Source organism: Bacillus sp. LJBS06 (genome assembly GCF_016924995.1).
Classification (GTDB): domain Bacteria; phylum Bacillota; class Bacilli; order Bacillales; family Bacillaceae; genus Bacillus; species Bacillus stercoris.
In genome coordinates, this window is record NZ_CP070483.1 from 1,340,588 (window position 1) to 1,366,102 (window position 25,515).

The window sequence follows — 25,515 nt, forward strand, 5'->3', positions numbered from 1 at the left end:
TTAAAGGAGGTTTCCTATGAAACTGTTAGCGATTACTTCTTGTCCGAACGGAATCGCCCATACGTATATGGCAGCGGAAAATCTGCAAAAAGCTGCTGACAGAATGGGCGTCAGCATCAAAGTTGAGACCCAGGGGGGAATTGGTGTCGAAAATAAGCTAACCGAAGAGGAAATTCGCGAAGCGGACGCAATCATTATTGCTGCAGACCGCTCGGTAAACAAAGACCGGTTTATAGGCAAAAAACTGCTGTCTGTCGGGGTACAGGACGGCATCCGCAAACCGGAAGAATTGATTCAAACCGCTCTTAACGGGGATATACCGGTCTATCGTTCCGCTGCAAAATCGGAATCTGGCAATCACCAGGAGAAGAAGCAAAATCCTATTTACCGTCATTTAATGAACGGCGTTTCATTTATGGTTCCTTTCATTGTCGTCGGCGGATTATTGATAGCGGTTGCATTAACGCTTGGAGGGGAGAAAACACCTAAAGGCTTAGTTATTCCGGATGACTCCTTCTGGAAAACGATTGAACAGATCGGCAGTGCTTCATTTTCATTTATGATTCCGATTTTAGCCGGCTATATCGCCTATAGCATCGCTGATAAACCGGGTCTTGTGCCAGGGATGATCGGCGGATATATTGCGGCGACTGGCAGTTTTTATGACAGCGCAAGCGGCGCCGGATTCCTTGGGGGAATCATTGCCGGATTTTTGGCGGGATATGCTGCACTATGGATAAAAAAAGTAAAGGTGCCAAAAGCCATCCAGCCGATTATGCCGATTATTATTATTCCGGTATTTGCATCTCTGATTGTAGGTTTAGCGTTTGTATTTTTGATCGGTGCGCCTGTAGCTCAAATTTTCGCCTCATTAACGGTTTGGCTGGCGGGAATGAAAGGCTCGAGCTCGATCCTTCTGGCATTGATTTTAGGTGCGATGATCTCATTTGATATGGGCGGTCCCGTAAATAAGGTCGCATTTTTGTTTGGATCGGCAATGATTGGAGAAGGAAATTATGAAATTATGGGACCAATTGCTGTCGCCATTTGTATCCCGCCGATTGGCCTTGGCATTGCGACGTTTTTAGGAAAAAGAAAATTCGAGACATCCCAAAGAGAAATGGGGAAAGCGGCATTTACGATGGGGCTCTTCGGTATTACTGAAGGAGCGATTCCATTTGCGGCGCAGGACCCTCTGCGCGTCATTCCAAGTATTATGGCAGGCTCAATGACAGGTTCTGTGATAGCCATGATTGGCAATGTGGGAGACAGAGTGGCACACGGCGGACCTATTGTTGCAGTGCTTGGCGCAGTTGATCATGTCTTGATGTTTTTTATTGCTGTGATTGCAGGTTCCCTTGTCACCGCTCTGTTCGTCAATGTCCTAAAAAAAGATATTACGGCATCTCCTGTGCTCAGTGAAACTGTACCGTCCTCTGCGCCAAGTGAAGCTGCGGCAGCAAACGAAATAAAGCAGCCAATTCAAGTCGAAAGCCCAAAAGCTGAGATGGCGGAGATAAAAAAATTGACAGACATTATCAGCCCGGAATTAATTGAACCAAATTTATCGGGTGAAACCAGGGATGACATCATTGAGGAAATGATTCAAAAATTGTCCCGCAGAGGTGCGCTGCTTTCAGAGAGCGGGTTTAAACAATCCATTTTGAATCGTGAACAACAGGGAACAACGGCGATTGGCATGAATATTGCTATTCCGCACGGAAAGTCTGAGGCGGTCAGGGAGCCAAGTGTTGCCTTTGGAATCAAACGATCAGGCGTTGACTGGAACAGCCTGGATGGATCAGAAGCTAAATTAATCTTTATGATTGCTGTACCAAAAGAAAGCGGAGGGAACCAGCATCTGAAAATATTGCAGATGCTATCTCGAAAGCTAATGGATGACAATTATAGGAAGCGACTGCTCTCTGTGCAAACAACAGAAGAGGCATACAAACTGCTGGAAGAAATCGAATAAAGCGGGGGGATTTTCATGACGATTGAACCGTTATTTTTCAAGCCTGTTTTCAAAGAAAGAATTTGGGGCGGAACCGCTTTAGCTGATTTTGGCTATACCATTCCGTCACAACGAACAGGGGAGTGCTGGGCTTTTGCCGCGCATCAAAACGGTCAAAGCGTTGTTCAAAACGGAATGTATAAGGGGCTCACGCTCAGCGAATTATGGGAACATCACAGACATTTATTTGGACAGCTTGAAGGGGACCGTTTTCCTCTGCTTACAAAAATATTAGATGCTGACCAAGACTTATCTGTTCAGGTGCATCCCAATGATGAATTTGCCAAAATACATGAAAACGGTGAGCTTGGAAAAACTGAATGCTGGTACATTATTGATTGCGAAAAAGATGCAGAGATTATTTACGGCCACAATGCAAAAACAAAGGAAGAACTAATTGCCATGATAGAGCGTGGAGAATGGGATGAGCTCTTGCGCCGAGTAAGGGTAAAGCCGGGGGACTTTTTCTATGTGCCAAGCGGCACTGTTCATGCGATTGGAAAAGGGATTCTGGCTTTAGAGACGCAGCAGAATTCAGACACAACCTACAGATTATATGATTATGACCGAAAAGATGAAGAAGGCAAGCTGCGCGAGCTTCACCTGGAAAAGAGCATCGAAGTGATAGAGATCCCGTCTATTCCAGAGCGGCAAACGGTTCATCATGAACAAATTGAGGACTTGCTTACAACGACATTCGTTGAATGCGCTTACTTTTCGGTGGGGAAATGGAACTTATCAGGATCAGCAAGCTTAATGCAGCAAAAACCATTCCTTCTTATCAGTGTGATTGAAGGGGAGGGCCATATGAACTCTGGTGAGTATGTCTATCCCTTCATAAAAGGAGATCATATGTTGCTGCCTCATGGTTTTGGAGAATTTAAACTTGAGGGGTATGCCGAATGTATCGTCTCCCATCTGTAACATGGCAGGGCTTGAGAAATACAATTAAGAGTGAAGACGCCTATTCTCCAGCGATGAACTAAATCAAATAAGAGTTTAATAGTCGCAGAAGAAATGCTACACTATTTTCTGTATATGGTAAAGAATGAAAAAACACGATTCGGTTGGTAGTCCGGATGCATGATTGATCATGTCAGTAACCTTCCCCTCCTCGGGATGTCCATCATTCTTTTGTATCTTTTATGAGGAGGGAATCGTTATGAAATTAACGGTTTACTATGATGGTCAGTTTTGGGTAGGCGTTGTTGAAACTGTGAACAATGGAAAGCTAAGAGCCTTTCGTCATCTTTTTGGCAAAGAGCCGAAGGATTCTGAAGTGCTGGCGTTTGTTCATAACCAACTCTTGAATATGATGGCCCAAACAGAGCAGGAAGGAGTTCGTTTACAAGAAAGACGTCAGAAAAAGATCAATCCAAAAAGATTGCAGCGTCAGGTATCAAAAGAAATGAAAAATGCCGGAGTAACTTCAAAAGCTCAAGAGGCAATAAAACTAGAGCTTGATGCAAGAAAGCAAAAGAAAAAACAAATAACGAAAGAACAACGAGAACATGTAAAAGAGCAGAGGTATATGCTCAAAAAGCAAAAAGCGAAAAAGAAGCACAGAGGTAAATAATCCAGCAAAAGCAGGCACTGAGCCTGCTTTTGTAATTACGCCTCTACTTTGTAACATATATCCAATGCATATAATCCTCTGATTTATGATTCAATGTGAACCCTAGCTTTTCCAAAGTTTTTTGTGATCCTAGATTATCATGTTCACATCTTGCGGTAATCCGGTTCACTGCTTCTTGGCTTAATGCCCAGTTTATTAGTTCTTGGCAGGCTTCCACACAATAACCTTTGCGGCGATGACTTTTATTTGTCGCAAAACCGATTTCAATTACGCCATTCTCGTCTGGGTCACCTAAAAATCCAGTTCCTCCAACAATTTCATGACTGTCCTTCTTTACAATAATCCATGAATCAAATCCGTTTGTTCCATTGTTTTTCACTAAAATTTCACGGAAATAAGGTATCGCTTCAAAAAAATCATAATTTGGCCATTCACCATTTGTTTCATATCCTAAGTCTTTGATCGCTTGATGATCTTGTTTAGACGCGGCGTCGAGAAGGGGAATATCAATTGTTTGTAATCGTAATCGATTCGTTTCAAGGAGAACCATATATCTAATCCTCTTTTCTTTTTACTGGAAATCATGATAACATATAATAATTTTCTCTGGTACCTTGGCAGTAGAAAAAGATGAGGAACTTGAGGGGGATTGATAGGTGAGAGCTAGCCCAGTACCAAAATGGGTAGGAAAATGCTGATGTCAAAGTGTTCCTACCCGTTTTTCTGTGCTGAATGCAGGGTTTCTGATAACATGTTGTGCTACCTTTTCGCAATCAAATAAAGCGATAGGGCTCTTTGGGTTTGAACAGGATTATGAATGATAATGACCCATTGGTTTCTTCGTCTTGGAAAGCTTGCTACCGCATACAATGGAGCAGTATCCCGCGGAGTGAACCCGCCATTTACCACATTGATATCCCTTCCTTCAAGATGACAAACTAGGTATTCGCCTGGATTGATGACCTGCTGGTTCGTCCATGCATAAGAATAAAAGCCGTCGCCGAGATCCTCGGAGGAAGATGGGGGGATAATGCCGTCTACAGTCAATGTGATTTCTCTTCTTCGCTGTCTTTCTGAAAAGTCTGGATTTCTTTGAGGTGTATGAGTATGTGAAAAGTAAGGAATTAACGCAGGACCATACAAGTAATGATACAAAGCAACCACTCCTTATTTTTACATTCATACAAATTGTATGTGGTTGTCATTCGTTCATTCCTGTTTTGTTTCATGTTGATTAATAATGAGCTATAGGAATCCAGGTTAATCAATTTGTCCTTTCGTTGATTCAATGCTAGTAACCTTGAAAATGCAGGTTAGGATGATAGAATTTACATATTAACTGCAAAAAAGAAGATTACATTTATTTTGATAGCGGGTGAAAACGATGGCGAAAAAAATGGCAAAAACAAATGCGGTTCGTCTAATTGAACAGCAGAACATTTCTTATGAGTTATTAGGGTATAAAACAGACGGCCAGCCTGTAGATGGCATCTCTGTTTCGGAGAAAATCGGTTATCCTTTGGAGTATGTATATAAAACATTGGTGGCAGCAGCAGGAACTAATCAATATTATGTCTTTGTTGTACCTGTAGCAGAAGAGTTAGATGTAAAAAAGGCAGCAAAGGTGACAGGGGAAAAGAAAATAGAGATGATTGCAATGAAGGAGCTATTAGGGGTAACTGGCTATCTTCGCGGCGGCTGTTCACCCATTGGCATGAAAAAATTGTTCCCGACCTATATTGACGCATCTGCAGAAACGCTTGATTTTATCATTGTCAGTGCAGGGAAAATCGGTATGCAGATAAAGTTGGCGCCGCAAGATTTAGCCAAATCATGTGATGCCGAATTTGCAGAAATTGTATAGCAGATATAGGGTAAACGAAAAAGCTTAGTCGTATCGATTAAGCTTTTTCCGCATCCCTTTCAAATATGATTTCAAAATAAGCAGCTGCCCCATACCCATCTATACTGGGCGCGAAAATCTGAACGAATCTCCAGCCTCTTTTCGCATAATCATGGATGATTTGCTGGTAGTCTTCTTTAGGCCTTCTTCTCATCGTACTCAGCTCAACTCTTACGAATTCATATTCTTTCATCATTTGATCCCTCCTATTAGGATATACGGAAGATTGAGCAAGAAGTTCCGAAAACCTCAGGGATTATTAACATGAATCTCTTGCTTATTGCATTTGACTGAGTATATAAGTAAAAAAAGAGCGGCCAGAACATATAAGAAAGAGATGATCATTAACGTACTCATTACAGGGTAGTGTTTAGCGGAGTAGATGAAAAAATCAAGCTGTGAAATTTGTTTGTGGCTGCTGACGGTATCCATTCCATTAAGCAGTTTTGAGATTTTAGCAGTATAGTTCCAATCAAATCGATCTGAAACAAGCTCGCTTCCTTGATACCAATTAACAGCGGCTAAAAACAGAAATACCATAATAGAAAATCCAAGCTGAACAACTAAAAATATTCCCTTCACTTTTGTGTGACCTCCAAATCTAAATATGGGAAAATCAAACAATATATTACCACCCTCTGGGTTATTCTTGCAATTTCTCTTTCACGCAACTCGAACGTAAGTCTATTTTTTTATTTGTGTTTGGATTATAATACCTGATGATGGAAAAAGCGTTCGGGTTTATGGATTGGAGAATCATATATTAGCGATTTTACTTATGTACTTTAGTAACACCCGAAAGTAGGCTGGGGGACGGCAGTCTTTTTGCTAATTGTTACTGAATTTTTAAATGTTCGTATTGATAGTAGGAGAAAGTACAGAAGCAGACGGTTCGTCCTTTTCTCCGCTTCGTCTATCGCAAAAGATCTGTTTAATCACTGAACGGTTTTCATCTGTTTTGCTGAACTTTGCAATGGGCTGCAAAAAAACATCAACATGCAACGATGGCGACATGTTTCATATTTGGCTGACTGACCTGATCATTTATTTTGCTTTTAAGTCATCCTATTCAAGAAAGCGATGGTATTTCATGAACAAAGAAACTCTAAAAAACATACTCATGATTTTTTCAATATGCGCAACCCTCCGAGAAACCGATGGCATGCGCATTGCTGATAGCTGGATTTTGAGTGAAATCGTACGGTTTTTGATTTGCATGGCAGTGTTTTTTGCTGTGACATTTCTATTAGAGGCTGTCTTTCCAAACAAAAAAGAGTCACATTAATGTGTGGCTCTTTTTGCATCATCTGATCAGAAACATCACAAATGAATCGATCATCATTATTAAGAACAGCAAACAAAAATAAATGAGCGAGTAGACAAACATATCTTTCGCCCACTTCACGTCATCGTCTATTTTGAATCCCTTGATGCTTTTTTTGATCCATATGCCCCCAAGAACCAAGGCGGCTAAGAAATAAAATGGGCTCATATGGCCAGTGCCGAGAGAAAAAGGAAATAATAGCGTGATCGGCATCAGGACGGCAATATATTGCATCATTTTTATTTTTGTTACATGATTGCCTTTGACTACTGGCAAAAGCGGAACGCCAGCCGCACGATATTCCTCTTTGCGTCTTATCCCAATTGCCCAGAAATGCGGGGGCTGCCACAAAAACATAATCGTGTACAACAGCATTGCTGCCATACTGAAATCTCCGGTTACGGCACAATACCCCATCAATGGCGGGGCAGCTCCAGGAAAGCTCCCGACAAATGTGCTCCACACAGACGTTCGTTTCACCCATACTGTATAGATGATCGCATAAAAAATAAAGGCGGCCAGTCCGAGAAGGGCCGTTAATGGATTAAGGGAATAAAGCATGGCTAGACCTGCGATTCCTAACACAGTGCCATATGTTAGGATCAAGGCTGGCGGCATTTTCCCTGTGACCGAGGCCCTGCTGCGAGTGCGTGCCATTTTTGCATCCATATGCCGATCAAAATAGTTGTTATAGACAGTGCCGGAAGCCATCACAAACGCGGTTCCCAACATTGCTGTCACCATTGTCATCAAAAAAGCCATTCCGGTTAATTGTTTTTCTGCGCTTGCAAACGCGATCCAAAATCCGCCAAAGGCTGCTATCGAGTTTGATATGATAATGCCGGGTTTTGCAAGTTTGATAAAATCGTAAATGGTTACCCGGTTCGAAGCTTTTATGTATTTCGTTTCAGATATGGCTGCCGAATCTCTTGTATTCCCCAAAAAATAGACGCCTCCCCCAAAACTGCATGCTTTAGTTATCGTAACAAGAGGGCTATGGAATCACAATTGTTTCCTATATTTGTCATGATATTGTCATTTTTAATAAAAAAAATGGGGAGCTGGACTGCCCCCATTTTAGCAAGCGACGCTTAATATCCGTAACCGCCGCCGAATCCTCCGCCATAACCCCCGCCGTAACCGTACCAAGGGTAGTAAGGCCGCGGGCGCGGGTAATAGTAAGGCGGACGCGGATAAAACGGGTAGAACGGATAATACGGTCTTGGATAATAATAAGGCGGATAAAATGGCGGTCTCGGACGCGGATAATAATAAGGCTGTCTTTCATCATAAGGTGTCATTTGTTCAAATATCTGTTCATTCAAAGGATAATCCAAGAGGAAAACCTCCCTAGCTTTTTTTATTCCTTTTACCATATTCTTGATGCTTAAGTTGGGTGTATGTACATTCATGAAACCCGGTTTATTTTATGATGAAATTCCTTAAAAAGGATTGACATGAACTTCTAAATCTCATAGTATTACAAATGTGAAATAAATGTTACTTAAATATTACAATAGTGTTTCTAAATAGATACAGTTCTAACTGATGAAGAATAAATCGAAATGGCTACGAAAGAAGGAGTTTTTGTTGTTAGTAAAAAGAATCAAATGGTTTCATGTATTAATAGCAGTTGTAATTGTGGTGGGCCTTATCGGCTTTTTCCATAATCATTCGTTGAAAAAAGAAACGGTCATGAATAAAGTAAGAACTGATTCTCAGTATGGGAATGTTGAGATCGCAACGCTAGTCAATGACGGGAAAACGTTTAATTACGCGGTAAACTATCCCGTTTTCAAAAATAAAAAAATGGATTCGGTATTAAAAAGATTCGCAGAAAAAGAGGTTCGCCAATTTCAAAAGGAAACAAAAAACGTTGACCAAGAGCATACGACTAAGCGCAACGAATTAAATGTTGATTATAAAATTGTCCATTATGCCAAACAGACAGTGGCGATTGTATTTAATGAATATAAGTATATCGGGGGCGCACACGGTCAAACCGTGAAAAAAACGTTTAACTATGATTTTAGTAAACAAGCGTTTCTTTCCATTGATGATATTTTCAAAGAGGACGCTGACTACTTACACAAGCTTTCGTTAATCGCTTATCACGAGCTGAAAAAGAATAAGGACATTGCAGCGGATGATGCGCTGTTAAAGGAAGGGACGGCTCCGAAAAAAGATAACTTCAGCCGGTTTGCCATCAAGGAAGATTATATCGAACTTTACTTTGATACATATCAGGTTGCAGCAGGCTATCTTGGAGAGCAATCAATTGCCATTAAGAAAAGTCTTTTGAAAGACATACTGAAAGAACAATATATTGATAAAGCAAAAAATAAAAATAAAATCAAAGAACAAAAGCCGAAGCATGAAGTGATTTCTTTACCCAAAGAGGAAACGGTTGATCCACATCAAAAAGTCATTGCACTTACTTTCGATGACGGGCCGAATCCTGCGACAACAAATCAGATTCTGGATTCCTTGAAGAAATATAAGGGGCATGCCACGTTTTTTGTTTTGGGGAGCAGGGTTCAATATTATCCGGAAACGCTAATCAGAATGCTGAAAGAAGGAAATGAGGTGGGGAACCATTCGTGGAGCCACCCGCTTCTCACAAGGCTTCCAGTGAAAGAAGCGCTAAAGCAGATCAATGACACGCAAGACATCATTGAAAAAATAAGCGGGTACCGCCCGACGCTTGTAAGACCCCCATACGGCGGCATTAATGATGAGCTGCGGAGTCAAATGAAAATGGATGTCGCATTATGGGACGTTGACCCGGAAGATTGGAAAGACCGTAACAAAAAAACAATCGTTGACCGTGTCATGAGCCAGGCGGGAGATGGAAGAACCATCTTGATTCACGATATTTACCGCACCTCTGCTGATGCGGCCGATGAAATTATGAAAAAGCTCACCGATCAAGGTTATCAATTGGTGACAGTTTCTCAGCTTGAAGAGGTTAAAAAACAAAGAGAAGCAAATCAGTAGGAAAAGGCTGCCCGTATGGACAGCCTTTTTTCTATTTAATAAGAGCCTGTGGTGGCCCAAACATTCAAGTTCGGCCCTGAATACTTGCCGAAAGCGTAAGAAGTCCTTGGATCTAAATCATATACCATCGGTGTATAACAAGATTTTTGGCCGGCGACCGCTTTTCCGTTGCCGCCTGCAGAATCACAGTTATATCTTTTTCCGTCCGTGTTCCGGGTAATCTCCGCATTTGCTTCAAAGCCTGACGTCAATGTATTATTCATCGTGATTTTTGCCCAAGCCGTTTTACATGTACTGCTGAATTTAAGCTCGACTACTCCAATGACTTGATTGCTGGCATTCACTAAGTTTGAGGATTTTTTTGTAGAGCCGCTGGACGCACAATCATTGTAATAAGGGCTTTTACCATCGTAGGCATGGGTTTCCGCCTTTGCGGGTGCACCTTTGACGGCAAAAACAAATACTACTGCGAATAACACCAATGAAGCCTTCATAAACAGTCTTTTCAATTTATGACCTCCTTAATATGGCAAACAATAAATCATATGGAGGAACAATCAAAACATGCATGCTTTTTTGTGAACAATAGAGGCGGCCGGGAGGATGGAGTTCTTGGCCGCCTCTGGTGTGAGGTTATGCTTTTACATCAATGGTTTGTCCGAGAGTCGGGTGCTGAATCATCTTTAAGGTTTGATCAGCATTTTGCTGGGCGGTGTCCAGCATTTTTTTCGTTAAAGCGATATTTACATTCTGGGCAAGGGATGCTTGATGCATCGCAACCGATAAAGCAGGAATATCCATGGTTCCACCTCCTATGCCTTACCTATCGGCGGGTTTGTATGATTTTACAGTGAAAAATGGCTTAATTTCTCCTGTTGACTCTTACGCTGCGGGATACCGTATGTTTTTGACAAGGAGGGATCAGGATGAATCTTGTCATGGAAAAGACCTTTGAGCAATACGAAAAGCTGTTTTTAATGGAAGAACAAAAAAGAAAGGATGAATTTCGGTATACGATGATGAGGCCGTTTGAAAAGATGTGGACCGCCATCCATGTTCCGCTGAAAGCGAAGGAGCCAAACGGCTATGATGTGATGATGGCTGCGAAAATGCTTGGCTATTTGGATGTCCGTGATGTTGAAATCGGGCAGAAAGCATTGCGAATACTGAAGGAATCACATGCTTTAGAGACAGCGGAATCTGCACTTCGACAATGCATCCTTTTTGCTGAGCGTGAACAGTTGCGGGTGAATGCAGAGGAGATCAAATTCGGCCTTTATATCGCCGATCCAAATAAGCTTCAGCTGCAAAAAGGCTACTGCGGGTTTGGTGGGATACCGGGCTTTATTCATGTATGGATTCATCCGAACAGTTATAACCTGCCAAGGATTCCTTCCATTATTGCTCATGAGTTTCATCATAATGTGCGGTTTTCGTATACTGATTTTGATCATGGCTCTATAAGTGTCGGGGATTATCTTGTGATTGAAGGATTGGCTGAATCATTCGCCCGTGAGCTATTTGGCACAGAACGATTGGGGCCTTGGGTAACTCGTTTTGATCATGAGGATTTGCAGTATTCCATTGATGTGATCAATGAGGTGCTGGATATGAAAGGCTTTTCGGAAGTCAGCCGTTATATGTTTGGTGATCCAATTGCTAAAGACCAAGGTTTTAAGCCTGCAGGTTTATCGGCTTTTGCAGGTTATGCGGTTGGATATCATGCCGTTCAGTCATTTATGAATCAACATCATATCACGATAAGCGAGGCCACACGTTTGGATGCGAAGACCATTCTTTCTCAATGCGGGCTGTTTTCTACATGAAAAAAGCGTCACATACAGCGGCGCTTTTTGATTCCCAAAACGAGCAGTTCTATGGCGGCACAGGCTGCAATTCCAATTGTATATGCTTCGATATCGCTCCATAAAAAACCGTACCCCAGTACAAGCCCGCCAAGAGAAGTATCCCTAATCTGGTCGATCCATTCGGCATGATAGAGCTGGCTGAATTCAATGGCAAAACAGAAAGAAAGACTGATAATGCCCGTTTTCATTGTCTTCAGCTTCCGAAATAGAAAACCGCATCCCGTAAAGATCATGGCGGCCCACAGCGAGTCTCCCAGATAAGTATTGAGGGAATCAGGAAGAGCACTGGCGAATGCTCTGGATCCAAGCCCGAGCCCCATGATCAGTATGGTGAAAGCTGCATATATCCATCGATTTCGCTTCATTGCGAATTGATACCCCGTCTCTGCTTCATCTCCCTGTATTGTAAGAAATATATCTTTTATTTGTCCACTAAAAAAGCGGCTGAATTAGCCGCGTAGGGTGTTTATTTTGCTTTTAAGTTTACATGGTCGGCTGTCTGATCCGTGCCTATTACAAAATGAAGTTCATAGCGGCCTGTGTCATATACATAGTCGATTTCATCGGTAAACGGGACGGTCAACACTCGATTCGCTGGGCCTATTTGCTTCTGCAGCACTTCCGGCGTAACACCGCCTAAATTCAGATGCCGTTCCACACCGGTTCCAAAATAGCGGATTTCTGAAATAGTCATGTCTTTATGATAGGAAAATCCGTAGCCCGGCTGCCCCATATTCCAGTGATATAAATCAAATCGATTGTCTCCCCCGACTGGTCTTTCCGGTTCCCCAAACGCAGCATGGACATCGCCTTTTGTGCTTTTGTTAATGGTAAGGCCTTGCGCCTGCTGAGGCATTTCTCCTTTGTAGGCGGTGTTGTAAAGGTTTTTGACAAGCTCAGCGGCTGATTGGTTTGTATTTTCAGAGAGTGTATTTGTTTGAGCTGCGGCCTTTGCCGGTGCTGAAAAGGACGCAGCCCCAAAGCCGGTAAAACAGCTTGTTACTGCTGCTGCCGCGGTTATAGCAGACATTGTCTTTTTCATGTTAATCCCTCCTTATTCATCTACCATTCCGTTTCCCCGTGTTTTTGCAACAAAACATGTGAGTGCGCTTTGTATGTTTTATTGAGTTGTTGTAAGGGAACTGAAATAGGTAATTCGGTATATAAAGCAAGAAAGGGGAATGGAGATGGCTGGCAAGAAAAAAATCACAATAAACGGCGTTGAAATGGAAGCGTCCGAGGAACAGACGGTTCTGCAGCTTTTGAATAACAGCTCGATTGAAGTGCCGCAAGTTTGCTATCATCCAAGCTTAGGGCCGATTGAAACATGTGATACGTGCATCGTCAGCATCAATGGTGAGCTGAAGAGGTCGTGCTCCGCTGAATTAAAGGATGGGGATGTCATTGATACGCTCTCACCTGACGTAAAAAAAGCGCAGGTGATCGGCATGGACAAGATTTTATATAATCATGAGCTTTATTGCACAGTTTGCGATTACAACAATGGGGGATGCGAAATACATAATACGGTGAAGGAAATGAAAATCAATCACCAAAGCATTCCGTTTGATCACAAGCCATACCATAAGGATGAATCCCATCCGTTTTATCGGTATGATCCAGATCAATGTATTTTGTGCGGACGCTGTGTTGAAGCGTGCCAGGACGTTCAGGTCACTGAAACGCTGACCATTGATTGGGAGCGGAAACGCCCGCGCGTCATTTGGGATAACGACGTGCCGATCAATGAGTCGTCATGTGTGTCATGCGGCCATTGTTCAACGGTCTGTCCGTGCAACGCGATGATGGAAAAAGGAATGGAAGGGGAAGCCGGATATTTAACAGGCATCAATAACGAATCGCTGCGTCCGATGATCGAGATCACGAAAGGCGTAGAGACAGGCTACGGTTCAATTCTCGCTATTTCTGATATGGAATCCGCTATGCGTGATGAACGAATCAAAAAAACGAAAACAGTCTGCACCTATTGCGGCGTCGGCTGCAGCTTTGATGTCTGGACAAAGGGCAGAGACATTCTGAAAGTCGAGCCCCAAGAGGAAGCGCCGGCCAACGGCATTTCTACTTGTGTGAAAGGAAAGTTCGGCTGGGATTTCGTCAACAGTGAAGAACGCCTGACAAAGCCGCTGATCCGAGAAGGCGAGCATTTTCGTGAAGCAGAGTGGGAGGAGGCGTTATCGCTGATCGCCAGCAAGTTCACGGAATTGAAAGAAGCGTTTGGACCGGATTCACTTGCTTTTATTACATCGTCTAAATGTACGAACGAGGAATCCTATCTCATGCAAAAGCTGGCCAGAGGAGTCATTGGCACAAACAATGTGGACAACTGCTCGCGCTATTGCCAATCTCCTGCGACTGCCGGCCTGTTTCGGACAGTCGGCTATGGTGGTGATTCAGGCTCAATAACAGATATCGCACAAGCCGACCTTGTTTTGATTATTGGTTCGAACACGTCTGAGTCGCATCCAGTCTTGTCCACTCGCATTAAACGGGCCCATAAGCTGAGAGGGCAGAAAGTGATCGTCGCGGATATCAGAAAACACGAAATGGCAGAGCGCTCCGATTTATTTGTTCAGCCGCGTGCCGGATCGGATATCGTCTGGCTGAATGCGATCGCCAAATATTTAATTGAAAACGGCAAAGCTGATGAGCGCTTTTTGCAGGAAAGAGTGAACGGACGGGATGAATATGTAAAAAGCCTGGCGCCGTACACACTTGAATATGCCGAGGAGAAAACCGGGATCAATCAAGAGACCCTTATCCAGATGGCCGAGATGATTGGGCAAGCTGACAGTGTGTGCGCATTGTGGGCGATGGGCGTGACACAGCATATTGGAGGAAGCGACACGAGCACGGCGATCTCTAATCTGCTGCTTGTGACAGGAAACTACGGAAAACCGGGAGCAGGTTCTTACCCACTGCGCGGCCATAACAATGTGCAGGGAGCAAGCGATTTCGGAAGCATGCCTGACAGCTTGCCGGGCTATGAAAAGGTGACGGACGAACAAGTCCGCCAAAAATACGAACGGGTGTGGGGTGTGCCGCTGCCGAAGGAGCTGGGTATGACTAACCACGAAATGATCGAAAAAATCCATTCCGGCCAGCTGAAAGCGATGTATGTAAAAGGTGAAGAAATGGGTCTGGTGGATTCTAATATCAATCATGTGCACGCCGCATATGAAAAGCTTGATTTCTTTGTGGTGCAGGACATTTTCCTTTCACGTACAGCCGAGTTTGCTGATGTGATTCTTCCTGCGAGCCCGAGCCTTGAAAAGGAAGGAACCTTTACAAACACAGAACGCCGGATTCAGCGGCTGTATCAGGTGTTTGAACCGCTGGGCGAATCAAAGCCTGACTGGCAGATTATTATGGAGGTAGCCAATAAGCTTGGCGCCGGCTGGCACTATGAGCACCCTGCAGACATTATGGAGGAAGCAGCCAAGCTGTCGCCAATTTATGCCGGTGTCACCTATGAACGCCTTGAAGGCTACAATTCCCTGCAATGGCCTGTAAGCGCTGATGGAAAGGATTCGCCTTTACTCTTTACGGATCGCTTCCCTTTCCCGGATGGAAAAGCCATTCTTTACCCCGTTCAGTGGACAGAGCCTGAGGAGTTTGGTGAGGAATATGACATTCACGTCAACAATGGACGGCTCTTAGAGCATTTCCACGAAGGGAACCTCACCTACAAATCGAAAGGGATTTCGGAGAAAACACCGGAAGTGTTCTTAGAAATTTCTCCTGAGCTTGCGGCAGAACGAGGGATTCAGGACGGAACCCTCGTCAGACTCACATCGCCTTTTGGCAATGTTAAAGTGAAGTGTGTGATGACTGATCGTGTCAAAGGGAAGGAAGTGTATCTGCCAATGAACGATTCAGGGGAAGCGGCGATCAACCTGTTAACAGGCAGCCATGCCGATAAGGATACCGATACGCCAGCTTACAAAGAAACCTCAGCCAAGATGGAAATTTTGAAGCGCGATGGAATCAACCCGCTGCCTAAGATCAATCACCGCAACGGCAATCCGCAGCCGCAAATCGGTGTGCAGGTTCAAAAGAAATGGGCGCGGAAGGATTATATTTTCCCTGGCGACGCAGTGAAAAGGGGGATTGGCCATAATGGCTAAAGCGATTAAACGAATTCAGAAAATCGAGGTAACCGAAGAGGATCAGCGAAAGCGTGATTTGCGGGAAATTGAAGATGCCTTAGTCGATCACAAAGAAGCGATTCTCGAAACATTGCATATGCTGGGCCATATGAACGAGCGCGGTGTCCTGCCGTTGCTCCGCGGCCTTTTTGGCCAAGGGGATAAAGTTCTTGATATCCTGGTGAAAAAAGCAGATACAGAGGAAACTGCCAACACGCTGAAAAATCTATTGCTTCTGTTTGGGACGCTCGGCATGCTGGACGTGAAACAGCTGGAGCCTCTCATTTTAAAAGTGAATGCGGGTGTGGCAAGCGCTGTAGAACAGAAAAACAGCGAAGAAAAGACAGGATATTTTGATATTATCCGCTCGCTTAAAGACCCGGAAATCAACAAATCAATTACACTGCTCTTTTCCTTTTTAAAAGGAATGGGACAAGATACAAAGGAGATGGAACGCACGACGCAGCCCCCCGAGCATCAAAAACATCATCAGGAACCACGAGAGAAAAGAGGAATGAATAAGCGAGATTGACCTCCCGCCCGAGCCGGCTTCAGCCAGCTCGGGTTTTTTTGATGAAAAGGTCTAATGGACTAGTAAAAAATATTCAAAAACTAGGAAGAAGTAAGATTGTGATGAATGAGATAGGAATAATTGTTACTTTCTTACCTGTTAGGAAAAGGAGATATATGATTATAATGGAAATCGATTACTTTAGATGGGGGAACAATCATGAAAAAAGTCTTATTACTATTATTTGTACTGGTGATTGGGTTTTCACTTTCCGCGTGCAGCCAATCGAGCGATGCATCAGAGAAGGAAAAACCGAAAGAGAAAAAATCGCAAGAAGAGCTTGAAAAGGAACTTGATAAGGAATTGAAAAAAGGCGGTGAGCCGAAGATCAAAAAAGATGATCAAATACATAAAATAGGAGAAACAATTAAAGTAAATGATATTAATTTCACGGTGAATAAAGTGGATCGTGAACAGAATGGCCAATATGGAGATTTGGGTGGAAAAGAATCTGATAAAATAAAAACACTAAAAGGTAATGAAGAGCGGTTAATTATAGAAGTGACCCTAGAATACGTTGGAAAAGGTTCAATGGAATACAGCCGATTAGGATTAGATCTGAAAGACAAGAAGAATAAATCAGTTCGCTCAGTCATTTCATTGGAGGATAAAGGAAAAATGTTTTTGGGGGGGAATCTGGCGTCAGGAAAAAAGGTGACAGGAGTAGTTAGTTATGTAATACCCAAAGGAGAACAGAAAAATTACACATTAGTGTACAACCCTTTTTTAACAGATACTAGAAGTGATAGAATTGAAGAAAGCGCAAAATACAATAAAGATTATTTGATAAAATTAGAAAAATAGATTAAAAAAAAGCACGTTTTCATCAGGGAAGAAGCGTGCTTTTTTATAGTGACAAATAATGTGAAGGGGAGAGTGATAAAAGTGCAAACCAAATGGCTGGAACGGGCACAGCGGATTCGGGCGATCGCACAGGCGGGGCTTGCTTTTTCCAAGGATGTGTACGACAGGGAGAGGTACGAAGAGCTAATGAAGCTCAGCGCGGAAATGATGGCGGATTACTCACAGACGGACATGGAAGTTATCACTGATTTATGGAATAGAGAGAGCGGCTATCCGACGCCGAAAGCGGATGTTCGCGGCGCTGTATTCAGAGAGAATCAGATTTTGCTTGTTCGGGAGAAGCATGATGAGCTGTGGTCGCTCCCGGGTGGATTTTGCGAGATTGGTTTATCGCCAGCTGAAAACGTGGTCAAGGAAATCAAAGAAGAGTCGGGGTATGATACGGAACCGTCTCGATTGCTTGCCGTGCTAGACAGCCATAAGCACTCCCATCCCCCTCAGCCTTATCACTATTATAAAATCTTCATCGCATGCAGCATAACGGGCGGGCAGGGGGAAACAGGGATTGAAACGAATCATGCCGCTTTTTTTTCGGAAGACAGACTCCCGCCGCTTTCTCCAAAACGAAACACACCTTCACAGCTCGGCATGCTGTTTGACTTTTTGCGCCATCCGGACAAGAAAACGATATTCGACTAAAAAAGAAAGAGCCTCCGGGCTCTTTCTTTTTTATAATGTAATGTGTTTTTCGTTGGCGAGTTTCAGAAGGGTCAAAATAGAATCGGCTTCTTTATGGCCGAGTTTTTGCTTTAATTTGTTTTCCTCAACTAGTCGGCTGCCATAAATTTTGACAGAGGCTTTGTCGACGACAGCATGCCAGTTTTCCTGCTTTTTCCCCTCAACAAGCGGTTTTTCATGTCTCTCAGAAAAAGAGAACACAAACAGTGCGAATGCCAGTGAAAGTAGGATGCCGACAACTAGTTTTTTGTAATCAGTCTGTGCTGCCATGTTGTTCTCTCCTTCACCTTTTACCTTCTATTTAATCATAGAACCAGTTTATTTTACATAATGGGAAAGTCATTTTTGGGAGTTAGTGCATTTGGTTGAAAACAGAGATGTTTTTTGAGCGGAGCGGTGCAATTGAATGCATATTGGATGTGCGTGCTTATGCCTAAGGTCACGTTGTGAGCCAAAACAGCAGCGCAGAATAGAAAAAAATTGAAAGATTATGGTAAGATGAACGAAATTCGAGGGGGAATATATGATGCCTGCATCGAACATCGTGATCGCCTGCCTGCTGTTATTAATTTGATTATATGTGGTAGTCCCTCTCTTTACGAAAACGGGAGGTGAAGTGGCACATCAATTGCTAAATTCTTTCAAGGGGAGTGACTATACATGAATGTGTTAAACCGCCGGCAAGCCTTGCAGCGAGCGCTGCTCAATGGGAAAAACAAACAGGATGCTTATCATCCGTTCCCATGGTACGAATCGATGAGAAAAGATGCGCCTGTTTCCTTTGATGAAGAAAACCAAGTGTGGAGCGTTTTTCTTTATGATGATGTCAAAAAAGTTATTGGGGATAAAGAGCTGTTTTCCAGTTACATGCCGCAGCAGACAAGCTCTATTGGAAATTCCATCATTAACATGGACCCGCCGAGGCATACAAAAATCCGTTCAGTCGTGAATAAAGCCTTCACCCCGCGCGTGATGAAGCAATGGGAACCGAGAATTCAGGAAATCACAGATGAACTGATTCAAAGTTTTCAGGGGCGTAGTGAGTTTGACCTTGTTCACGATTTTTCATACCCGCTTCCGGTTATTGTGATATCTGAGCTGCTGGGAGTGCCTTCAGAGCATATGGATCAGTTTAAAGCATGGTCTGATCTTCTGGTCAGCACACCAAAGGATAAAAGTGAAGAAGCGGAAAAAGCCTATTTGGAAGAACGAGATAAATGTGAGAAAGAACTGGCCGCGTTTTTTGCCGGCATCATAGAAGAAAAGCGAAACAAACCGGCACAGGATATTATTTCTATTTTAGTGGAAGCGGAGGAAACAGGCGAGAAGCTTTCCGGTGAAGAGCTGATTCCGTTTTGCACGCTGCTGCTTGTGGCCGGAAATGAAACCACAACAAACCTGATTTCAAATGCGATGTACAGCATATTAGAAACGCCAGGTGTGTACGAGGAACTGCGCAGCCATCCTGAATTGATGTCTCAGGCAGTTGAGGAAGCCTTACGTTTCAGAGCGCCCGCCCCGGTTTTGAGACGCATTGCCAAGCGGGATACGGAGATCGGGGGGCACCTGATGAAAGAAGGTGATATGGTTTTGGCGTTTGTGGCATCGGCAAATCGTGATGAAGCAAAGTTTGACAGACCGCACATGTTTGATATCCGCCGCCATCCCAATCCGCATATCGCGTTTGGACACGGCATCCATTTTTGTCTTGGTGCGCCGCTTGCCCGTCTTGAAGCAAATATCGCGTTAACGTCTTTGATTTCTGCTTTTCCTCATATGGAGTGCCTCAGTATCACTCCGATTGAAAACAGCGTGATATACGGATTAAAGAGCTTCCGTGTGAAAATGTAATAGATAAGGAGACTGGAGATTCATGAAAAAGTACCATATCTCGATGATTAATATCCCGGCGTACGGTCATGTCAACCCTACGCTTGCTTTAGTAGAGAAGCTTTGTGAGAAAGGGCATCGTGTCACGTACGCGACGACTGAGGAGTTTGCGCCCGCTGTTCAGGAAGCGGGTGGAGAAGCATTGATCTATCATACATCCTTGAATATTGATCCTAAGCAAATCAGGGAGATGATGGAAAAGAATGATGCGCCTCTCAGTCTTTTGAAAGAATCACTCAGCATTCTGCCGCAGCTTGAAGCGTTATATAAGGATGATCAGCCTGATCTGATTATCTATGATTTTGTCGCGCTGGCTGGAAAATTGATTGCTGACAAGTTTAATGTTCCGGTCATTAAGCTTTGTTCGTCATATGCCCAAAATGAATCCTTTCAGTTAGGAAATGAAGACATGCTGAAAAAAATAAAAGAAGCAGAGGCTGAATTCAAAGCTTACTTGGAAAAAGAGCAGTTGCCGGCTGTTTCTTTTGAACAATTAGCTGTGCCGGAGGCCTTGAATATTGTCTTTATGCCGAAATCTTTTCAAATACAGCATGAGACGTTCGATGACCGTTTCTGTTTTGTCGGCCCATCCCTTGGAAAACGGACGGAACAGGAAAGCTTGGAAATGAAAAAGGGCGATCAACCGCTTATGCTGATTTCATTGGGAACGGCGTTTAACGCCTGGCCGGAATTTTACAAGATGTGCATTGAGGCATTTCGGAATTCTTCATGGCAGGTGGTCATGTCGGTCGGAAAATCAATTGATCCAGAAAGCTTGGATGATATCCCTGCTCACTTTACCATTCGCCAAAGCGTGCCCCAGCTTGAGGTGTTAGAGAAAGCTGATTTGTTCATCTCCCATGGCGGGATGAACAGTACGATGGAAGCGATGAATGCCGGTGTACCGCTTGTCGTCATTCCGCAAATGTATGAGCAGGAGCTCACCGCTAAGCGTGTCGATGATTTAGGCCTCGGCGTTTATTTGCCGAAAGAGGAAGTGACGGTTTCCAGCCTGAAGGAAGCGGTTCAGGCAGTATCCGGTGATCAAGAGCTGCTCAGCCGCGTTAAGAATATGCAAAAGGATGTCAAAGAAGCTGGCGGAGCGGAGCGTGCGGCAGCTGAGATTGAAGCATTTATGAAAAAATCCGCTGTTCCGCAGTAAACGACAAAAAACCGAAATCATCAATCCGATTTCGGTTTTTTGTTTAAATGTTTTTTTTCATCCCGCATCTCCGGCATTCTCTAAGGAATTTTCCGCCTTTTACAGAGCTTTTGAACAATGTGTAATCACAATTGTCACAGCGCCCGCTGCGGGCATCCGGATATTCATTGAACTCGTAAACGATCGATGTATCGTAGCCTTTTGTTTCATATTCTTCTTTTTTTGTTTCCATGTTAATCCTCCGTCAAAACGTGTCTGTTGTTTATCTTACAGCAAGCTCCAGTTGTATTCAAATGGATTTTGGAGGTTTGGGTTTATCTTGATTTCTCCTTTGGTTTGCGCCAAAATAGCTTTATTAAGCTTGTATACATAAAAAGCCTATACAAAGAGGAGAGGAATCGGGTATGGGAAAAGGGTTACATGGAAAGCGCGTGGCAATCGGGGGCTCCCGAAAAACGGAAGAAATCAGTACAATCATTGAAAAACAGGGCGGAACACCTGTCATCAGGCCTCTCCAAGGCACGGTTTACTTAGCAGAGAAGCAGGTGGAACCGGACTTGCGAACGTTTGTCGAGGAAAAAGCTGACTGGGTCATTTTCACGACAGGCATCGGCACGGAAACTCTGATCGATATGGCAGAGAAAATCGGTCTGAAAGACGAGTTTCTGCAGGCGATTCGCCAGGCAAAAGCGGCATGCCGGGGATACAAAACCCTGTCTGCGCTGAAAAAGCTTGGGATCACACCGGAAGCTTCAGATGCAGATGGGACAACAAGAGGCTTAATCCGTTCCTTGGAGCCTCACGACTTTTCAGGGAAAAAAGTCATGGTGCAGCTTCATGGAGAAAATGCGCCGGCCCTTATCGCATTTCTTAAAGAAAAGGGCGCGTCTGTCCTGCCGATTCTTCCTTATCAGCACATTCCGCCGGAGGAGGAAACGGTGGAGCGGTTATGCGGGGAGCTGATGAATAATGATATCGACGCTGTTTGTTTTACAACGGCCATTCAGGTTCGTTCCCTGTTTGATTTTGCCAGGGAGCGAGGCTATATCAATGAAGTGAAGACAGTATTCGAAGAGCGCACCATCGCAGCTGCTGTTGGAAAAGTGACTGCTGAGGCGCTGCGGGAAGAAGGCATCACGAGACTGCTTGCGCCAGAGATTGAGCGGATGGGCGCGATGATTATTGAGCTGGCCAAATATTATGAAGAAAAGGAATAACAAGTACAAAAAGCCGCTTTCCAAGGGAAAAGCGGCTTTTGTCTGTTATTCATTCTCCTTTAGCTGCTGATGAACGGTGAATAATGACGGGTATGTCAGCACGCTTAAGATTACGCAAGTCAGCGCGGCTGAGGCCATTGTTGTAAACACGATTAAGAGCTGAAAGCGCACTGCCTGAATCGGGTCCGCTCCGGCTAGAATCTGGCCTGTCATCATGCCCGGAAGCTGGACAAGTCCCAGTGTTTTCTGGCTTTCCAGCGTCGGGATCATACTCATTTTCATTGCTGAAGTAAGAATGCGCTGTATGGATTGCTTCGGTGTGCCGCCAAGCGACAATATTAATTGAATTTCTTCTTTGCGAACGCCAACTTCTGAGCTGAGCCGATTTAAAAACAAACTCGAAAGCACCATCGAGTTTCCGATGACCATCCCGCTGATCGGAATGACATATCGTGCTGTAAGCGGAATGATATGAAGAGACAGCAGAATTCCCTGCGTCACAATTTCTACAATCGCTAATGCAGCAAACACCCTCCAGAACGAACCGATTGTATTTTTCTTTCGTTTGATGACATTTTGTGCCGCCACCGCGAGCATTAACAGCACCATCAGCAGGATAAAAACAGGGTGGTCTCCGCGAAAAATCAGAGACAAAACATAGCCGATGATAAGCAGCTGCACCGCGGCCCGGATGGTGGCAATGATCATGTCTTTTTCTACGCCGGCTTTAAAGGATTTTGATAAAAACAAGGCGATCAAAACAAAGATCATCGTTAAAGAGAGAGAGAGGTAATCCATTACCGAGTGCCTCCCTTCAAAAACTCTTTGGCTGCTTCATGCTGCGGAGCGGAGAAAAATGTTTCGGTTTCAGCGATTTCAAGCAGCCGGCCATCCGCCATAAACCAAATGGTATCGGCTACTCGTTTTGCCTGCTCCATATTATGAGTGACCCACATGACTGTCCATTTTTTCTCTCGATGCTGACGTTTGATCAGTTCTTCAATCTCAAGAGCAGAAACCGGGTCCAAGGCCGACGTGATTTCGTCCAGCAATAAAATAGAGGAAGGATTTGAAATCGTTCTTGCCAGTGACAGCCTTTGCCGCTGTCCGCCCGATAAGTCTCTGGCGCTTCTGTCTAACAGCTCTGGCGAAAGCCCTGCAAGAGAAGCCAGCTTTTCTGGAGGGTACAGCTGGGATTGATGCAGCCTTTGGACCAGACTTAGATTGTCACGCACTGTCCCGTCGAGCACGGGGGCCGATTGAAACGCGAGGGCAGCCGTTCGTCTCAGCTCATTGACATTCCATTCTCTGATTTCCTTTCCATATATATTGACTTCGCCGCTGTCAGGCGTTCTCATTAAATTACACAAGGAAAGGAGGGTGCTTTTGCCTGAGCCGGAAGGGCCTAAAACGGCTACGATTGCACCCTGTTGAATGTCTCCGGTGACATCCCGCAGTACATCATAGGTTTGTCCATCTTGTTTATAGCTTTTTCTGACTGATCTGAAGGAGATCGCTGGTATGTTTTGTGTTTGATTATTTGCTTCCATTCCAATAATCACCTTTCAATAATAAATAGGCAGATATTATATTTAACTATACCGTGAAACAGATGCCTTTTGGTAGCAAAGATAAAGGAGAACAGGTTTTCACCCATTCTCCTGCAAATGCTACGCGGTCAGGTTTGACTGTGCTTTCTTTTTCGGTTTTCTCGGCTGTGAAGCGAAGGTATGTAACACCATCCCCGCTATAATAATGAACAAACCGGCAAATGATAATAGAGATGGGAAAACGCCTGACAGAAGAACAATTTCACCAAGCAGCGCGAAAATTACTTCACCGGATTGAGTGGCTTCAACGGCTGCGAGTTTTTGCGGATTGTCTCTTACCATATCAGTGGCCCAGAAAAATAAAACAGTCGCAATGATGCCTGAGCTGACGGCAACGATAAAGGATTGAACGGTTTGCCCCGCTGGCGGCAGGCCGTCTGACCACCAACCGTAAGCTGCTAATAGAAGCCAGAACGGAAGGCTTGCCAATGTCATTCCAAGCACGCGCTGAAATGTATCAAGCCGGCCACCGTATTCCTCGAGCATTCTCCTGTTTCCTAACGGATAGGCAAAAGCCGCAATGACAACCGGCAGCACACTGAAAAGCAGCATCTTTCCTGAAAGCGATTCCGCATGCTGAAGCTGAATCAGAGCCGCCCCAATCAGGATGATCACGGAAGTGCCAAGTGAAACCAGAGGAATCTTTTGCCGAACGAGCTGCGGACCGCCCGGCATATCTTGTTTGACATAAAACAAAGGAGACAAGAGCACACCGGCTACAATTGTAATTTGCCAGGTGCCGGCTATAAGCCATCCAGGACCGTATGCAGCCGCAAATGTGATCGGCGCGTAAAAAAGCACGAAGCCGACAAAGCTCCATTTGAGCCAAAAGAACGGCTTTTTCCGCATCTCTTGTACGAGAGGCGTGAATGTCCCTCTCATGATGACAATCACACATAAAAACGGCACCATAAAAATAAAGCGCAGCGAAGAGCTCCAGAGCCAGCTGCCTCCAGATAACTCCATCGCTCTGTTTAATATAAAGGTAACGGCGAAAAAGAGTGAAGCTAAAATTCCGATAACAATAGCTTTCATGGTATCCCTCATTCTGGCATTATTTTTTATACTATACTATTTGGTATCATGCAGATCAATGGAATCGTGAGAAAAACATCATGTTTTGCGAACCGCTATGTGTGGAAGATAAAAAAGGGAGGTGAAATTGATGGAAGCAAAGACACAGACATATTGTTTTCCGGATGACGGCAGGATTCCGAATCACCCTGAGTATCCGCTCGTGGTATATCAAAACGCGATTAAGAATACCAGTCAGGCAGAGCGGATCGTCACCCGGCATGGCTGGTCAAACAGCTGGTTAGGAAGTGTTTTTCCATACCATCATTATCACAGCAATACGCATGAAGTCCTGATTGCGGTTAGGGGAGAGGCTGTCATTCAGTTCGGGGGAGAAAAAGGAGCTGTCATCCCTTTCAAAACAGGCGATGCAGTCGTGATTCCAGCCGGAGTCGGTCATAAAAAGCTAAGCTCAAGTCCCGATTTTACTGTCCTTGGCGCCTATCCCGGAGGCATTCAGTATGATATGAAGACGGGAAAGCCTGATGAGCGGGAGGAAGCGGTCAAACAGATAAAGAAGGCGGCGTTGCCGGCGAATGATCCGATCACAGGAAAAAGAGAGCCTTTATTGGAAATATGGGTAAAGTGAAGGGGAGAAATT

Annotated in this window: 29 protein-coding genes and 1 pseudogene; 15 read left to right on the forward strand and 15 right to left on the reverse strand. The window is 44.2% G+C overall.

Going from position 1 to position 25,515, the window contains the following annotated elements; genetic code table 11:
- Positions 1-16 precede the first annotated feature (16 nt).
- From manP to JQX68_RS06905, 3 genes are all read left to right on the forward strand, one after another.
- On the forward strand, positions 17-1,975 hold the full coding sequence (manP, locus tag JQX68_RS06895) for a PTS mannose transporter subunit IIABC (RefSeq protein WP_040083419.1): 1,959 nt from the start codon (positions 17-19) through the stop codon (positions 1,973-1,975).
- A gap of 15 nt (positions 1,976-1,990) precedes the next feature.
- Complete coding sequence (manA, locus tag JQX68_RS06900) at positions 1,991-2,938, forward strand: mannose-6-phosphate isomerase, class I (protein ID WP_205440597.1); 948 nt, start codon at positions 1,991-1,993, stop codon at positions 2,936-2,938.
- Positions 2,939-3,107: 169 nt separating this feature from the next.
- The gene (locus JQX68_RS06905; RefSeq protein WP_205440646.1) at positions 3,108-3,590 is read left to right on the forward strand and encodes a YjdF family protein; all 483 of its coding nucleotides are present in this window, start codon (positions 3,108-3,110) and stop codon (positions 3,588-3,590) included.
- Positions 3,591-3,633: 43 nt separating this feature from the next.
- Here the strand turns inward: JQX68_RS06905 and JQX68_RS06910 are convergent, their stop codons facing one another.
- Both JQX68_RS06910 and JQX68_RS06915 read right to left on the reverse strand, forming a co-directional pair.
- Complete coding sequence (locus JQX68_RS06910) at positions 3,634-4,140, reverse strand: GNAT family N-acetyltransferase (protein ID WP_172640804.1); 507 nt, start codon at positions 4,138-4,140, stop codon at positions 3,634-3,636.
- 209 nt (positions 4,141-4,349) lie between these two features.
- Positions 4,350-4,745 carry a hypothetical protein gene (locus tag JQX68_RS06915; protein WP_040083415.1) on the reverse strand — a complete coding sequence of 132 codons (396 nt, stop codon included), beginning with the start codon at positions 4,743-4,745 and terminating at the stop codon, positions 4,350-4,352.
- A gap of 229 nt (positions 4,746-4,974) precedes the next feature.
- On the opposite strand from JQX68_RS06915, the gene ybaK reads away from it, so the two are divergent.
- Entirely contained in the window at positions 4,975-5,454 is a 480-nt protein-coding gene (gene ybaK, locus JQX68_RS06920; RefSeq protein WP_014663586.1) for a Cys-tRNA(Pro) deacylase, read from the forward strand.
- Positions 5,455-5,491: 37 nt separating this feature from the next.
- On the opposite strand, the gene JQX68_RS06925 is transcribed toward ybaK, so the two are convergent.
- Together JQX68_RS06925 and JQX68_RS06930 are read right to left on the reverse strand one after the other, a co-directional pair.
- Entirely contained in the window at positions 5,492-5,686 is a 195-nt protein-coding gene (locus JQX68_RS06925; protein ID WP_003232825.1) for a DUF4177 domain-containing protein, read from the reverse strand.
- Between the two features lie 56 nt (positions 5,687-5,742).
- The gene (locus JQX68_RS06930) at positions 5,743-6,075 is read right to left on the reverse strand and encodes a YjdJ family protein (protein ID WP_014663588.1); all 333 of its coding nucleotides are present in this window, start codon (positions 6,073-6,075) and stop codon (positions 5,743-5,745) included.
- A 268-nt stretch (positions 6,076-6,343) separates the two neighbouring features.
- On the opposite strand from JQX68_RS06930, the gene JQX68_RS21705 reads away from it, so the two are divergent.
- Complete coding sequence (locus JQX68_RS21705) at positions 6,344-6,778, forward strand: hypothetical protein (protein WP_240345562.1); 435 nt, start codon at positions 6,344-6,346, stop codon at positions 6,776-6,778.
- Between the two features lie 18 nt (positions 6,779-6,796).
- Here the strand turns inward: JQX68_RS21705 and cyoE are convergent.
- Both cyoE and cotT read right to left on the reverse strand, forming a co-directional pair.
- A pseudogene (cyoE, locus tag JQX68_RS06940) lies at positions 6,797-7,787 on the reverse strand (heme o synthase).
- A gap of 121 nt (positions 7,788-7,908) precedes the next feature.
- Positions 7,909-8,154 (reverse strand): spore coat protein CotT, encoded by a 246-nt coding sequence (gene cotT, locus JQX68_RS06945; protein ID WP_147771770.1) that lies wholly within the window; start codon positions 8,152-8,154, stop codon positions 7,909-7,911.
- 253 nt (positions 8,155-8,407) lie between these two features.
- Here cotT and pdaC point away from each other — a divergent pair, with 253 nt between their 5' ends.
- Positions 8,408-9,814 (forward strand): peptidoglycan-N-acetylmuramic acid deacetylase PdaC, encoded by a 1,407-nt coding sequence (gene pdaC, locus JQX68_RS06950; RefSeq protein WP_128422180.1) that lies wholly within the window; start codon positions 8,408-8,410, stop codon positions 9,812-9,814.
- A 35-nt stretch (positions 9,815-9,849) separates the two neighbouring features.
- Here the strand turns inward: pdaC and JQX68_RS06955 are convergent, their stop codons facing one another.
- Together JQX68_RS06955 and JQX68_RS06960 are read right to left on the reverse strand one after the other, a co-directional pair.
- Positions 9,850-10,323 (reverse strand): YjfA family protein, encoded by a 474-nt coding sequence (locus JQX68_RS06955; RefSeq protein ID WP_042974194.1) that lies wholly within the window; start codon positions 10,321-10,323, stop codon positions 9,850-9,852.
- Between the two features lie 124 nt (positions 10,324-10,447).
- Complete coding sequence (locus tag JQX68_RS06960; RefSeq protein WP_014476499.1) at positions 10,448-10,615, reverse strand: YjfB family protein; 168 nt, start codon at positions 10,613-10,615, stop codon at positions 10,448-10,450.
- Between the two features lie 125 nt (positions 10,616-10,740).
- Between JQX68_RS06960 and JQX68_RS06965 the strand changes: the two genes are divergently transcribed.
- Positions 10,741-11,640 carry a DUF2268 domain-containing putative Zn-dependent protease gene (locus tag JQX68_RS06965; protein WP_205440599.1) on the forward strand — a complete coding sequence of 300 codons (900 nt, stop codon included), beginning with the start codon at positions 10,741-10,743 and terminating at the stop codon, positions 11,638-11,640.
- Between the two features lie 8 nt (positions 11,641-11,648).
- Here the strand turns inward: JQX68_RS06965 and JQX68_RS06970 are convergent, their stop codons facing one another.
- Complete coding sequence (locus tag JQX68_RS06970) at positions 11,649-12,047, reverse strand: ribosomal maturation YjgA family protein (RefSeq protein ID WP_134975757.1); 399 nt, start codon at positions 12,045-12,047, stop codon at positions 11,649-11,651.
- Positions 12,048-12,148: 101 nt separating this feature from the next.
- The gene (locus tag JQX68_RS06975; protein ID WP_134975758.1) at positions 12,149-12,724 is read right to left on the reverse strand and encodes a YjgB family protein; all 576 of its coding nucleotides are present in this window, start codon (positions 12,722-12,724) and stop codon (positions 12,149-12,151) included.
- A gap of 145 nt (positions 12,725-12,869) precedes the next feature.
- Here JQX68_RS06975 and fdhF point away from each other — a divergent pair, with 145 nt between their 5' ends.
- The 4 genes from fdhF to JQX68_RS06995 all read left to right on the forward strand — a co-directional run bounded on the left by fdhF (position 12,870) and on the right by JQX68_RS06995 (position 17,922).
- Positions 12,870-15,827, forward strand: a complete 2,958-nt coding sequence (fdhF, locus tag JQX68_RS06980; RefSeq protein WP_205440600.1) for a formate dehydrogenase subunit alpha — start codon at positions 12,870-12,872, stop codon at positions 15,825-15,827.
- Positions 15,820-16,380 carry a helical membrane plugin domain-containing protein gene (locus tag JQX68_RS06985; protein ID WP_014663599.1) on the forward strand — a complete coding sequence of 187 codons (561 nt, stop codon included), beginning with the start codon at positions 15,820-15,822 and terminating at the stop codon, positions 16,378-16,380. The genes fdhF and JQX68_RS06985 overlap by 8 nt, the downstream gene beginning before the upstream one ends.
- 198 nt (positions 16,381-16,578) lie before the next feature.
- A complete protein-coding gene (locus tag JQX68_RS06990) occupies positions 16,579-17,223 on the forward strand; it encodes a DUF4352 domain-containing protein (protein WP_040083404.1) in 645 nt (214 codons plus the stop codon).
- A 72-nt stretch (positions 17,224-17,295) separates the two neighbouring features.
- Positions 17,296-17,922: an NUDIX hydrolase gene (locus JQX68_RS06995; protein WP_205440601.1), complete on the forward strand. Its 627-nt coding sequence runs from the start codon at positions 17,296-17,298 to the stop codon at positions 17,920-17,922.
- 30 nt (positions 17,923-17,952) lie between these two features.
- On the opposite strand, the gene JQX68_RS07000 is transcribed toward JQX68_RS06995, so the two are convergent.
- Positions 17,953-18,231 (reverse strand): hypothetical protein, encoded by a 279-nt coding sequence (locus JQX68_RS07000; protein WP_040083402.1) that lies wholly within the window; start codon positions 18,229-18,231, stop codon positions 17,953-17,955.
- A 390-nt stretch (positions 18,232-18,621) separates the two neighbouring features.
- On the opposite strand from JQX68_RS07000, the gene yjiB reads away from it, so the two are divergent.
- Together yjiB and JQX68_RS07010 are read left to right on the forward strand one after the other, a co-directional pair.
- A complete protein-coding gene (yjiB, locus tag JQX68_RS07005) occupies positions 18,622-19,812 on the forward strand; it encodes a monooxygenase YjiB (protein WP_014663603.1) in 1,191 nt (396 codons plus the stop codon).
- A gap of 22 nt (positions 19,813-19,834) precedes the next feature.
- Complete coding sequence (locus JQX68_RS07010) at positions 19,835-21,013, forward strand: glycosyltransferase (RefSeq protein WP_147771775.1); 1,179 nt, start codon at positions 19,835-19,837, stop codon at positions 21,011-21,013.
- A 43-nt stretch (positions 21,014-21,056) separates the two neighbouring features.
- Here JQX68_RS07010 and JQX68_RS07015 read toward each other — a convergent pair whose 3' ends face one another.
- Complete coding sequence (locus JQX68_RS07015) at positions 21,057-21,245, reverse strand: DUF8096 family protein (RefSeq protein ID WP_003232781.1); 189 nt, start codon at positions 21,243-21,245, stop codon at positions 21,057-21,059.
- A 172-nt stretch (positions 21,246-21,417) separates the two neighbouring features.
- Here JQX68_RS07015 and JQX68_RS07020 point away from each other — a divergent pair, with 172 nt between their 5' ends.
- Complete coding sequence (locus tag JQX68_RS07020; protein WP_147771776.1) at positions 21,418-22,230, forward strand: uroporphyrinogen-III synthase; 813 nt, start codon at positions 21,418-21,420, stop codon at positions 22,228-22,230.
- A gap of 45 nt (positions 22,231-22,275) precedes the next feature.
- On the opposite strand, the gene JQX68_RS07025 is transcribed toward JQX68_RS07020, so the two are convergent.
- The 3 genes from JQX68_RS07025 to JQX68_RS07035 all read right to left on the reverse strand — a co-directional run bounded on the left by JQX68_RS07025 (position 22,276) and on the right by JQX68_RS07035 (position 24,875).
- Positions 22,276-23,028: an ABC transporter permease gene (locus JQX68_RS07025; RefSeq protein WP_040083398.1), complete on the reverse strand. Its 753-nt coding sequence runs from the start codon at positions 23,026-23,028 to the stop codon at positions 22,276-22,278.
- Positions 23,028-23,780: an ABC transporter ATP-binding protein gene (locus tag JQX68_RS07030; protein WP_147771777.1), complete on the reverse strand. Its 753-nt coding sequence runs from the start codon at positions 23,778-23,780 to the stop codon at positions 23,028-23,030. Before JQX68_RS07030 ends, JQX68_RS07025 begins: the two co-directional genes overlap by 1 nt.
- A 120-nt stretch (positions 23,781-23,900) precedes the next feature.
- Entirely contained in the window at positions 23,901-24,875 is a 975-nt protein-coding gene (locus tag JQX68_RS07035) for a DMT family transporter (protein WP_147771778.1), read from the reverse strand.
- 130 nt (positions 24,876-25,005) lie between these two features.
- Between JQX68_RS07035 and JQX68_RS07040 the strand changes: the two genes are divergently transcribed.
- Positions 25,006-25,503, forward strand: a complete 498-nt coding sequence (locus tag JQX68_RS07040; RefSeq protein WP_069149418.1) for a cupin domain-containing protein — start codon at positions 25,006-25,008, stop codon at positions 25,501-25,503.
- Positions 25,504-25,515: the final 12 nt, after the last annotated feature.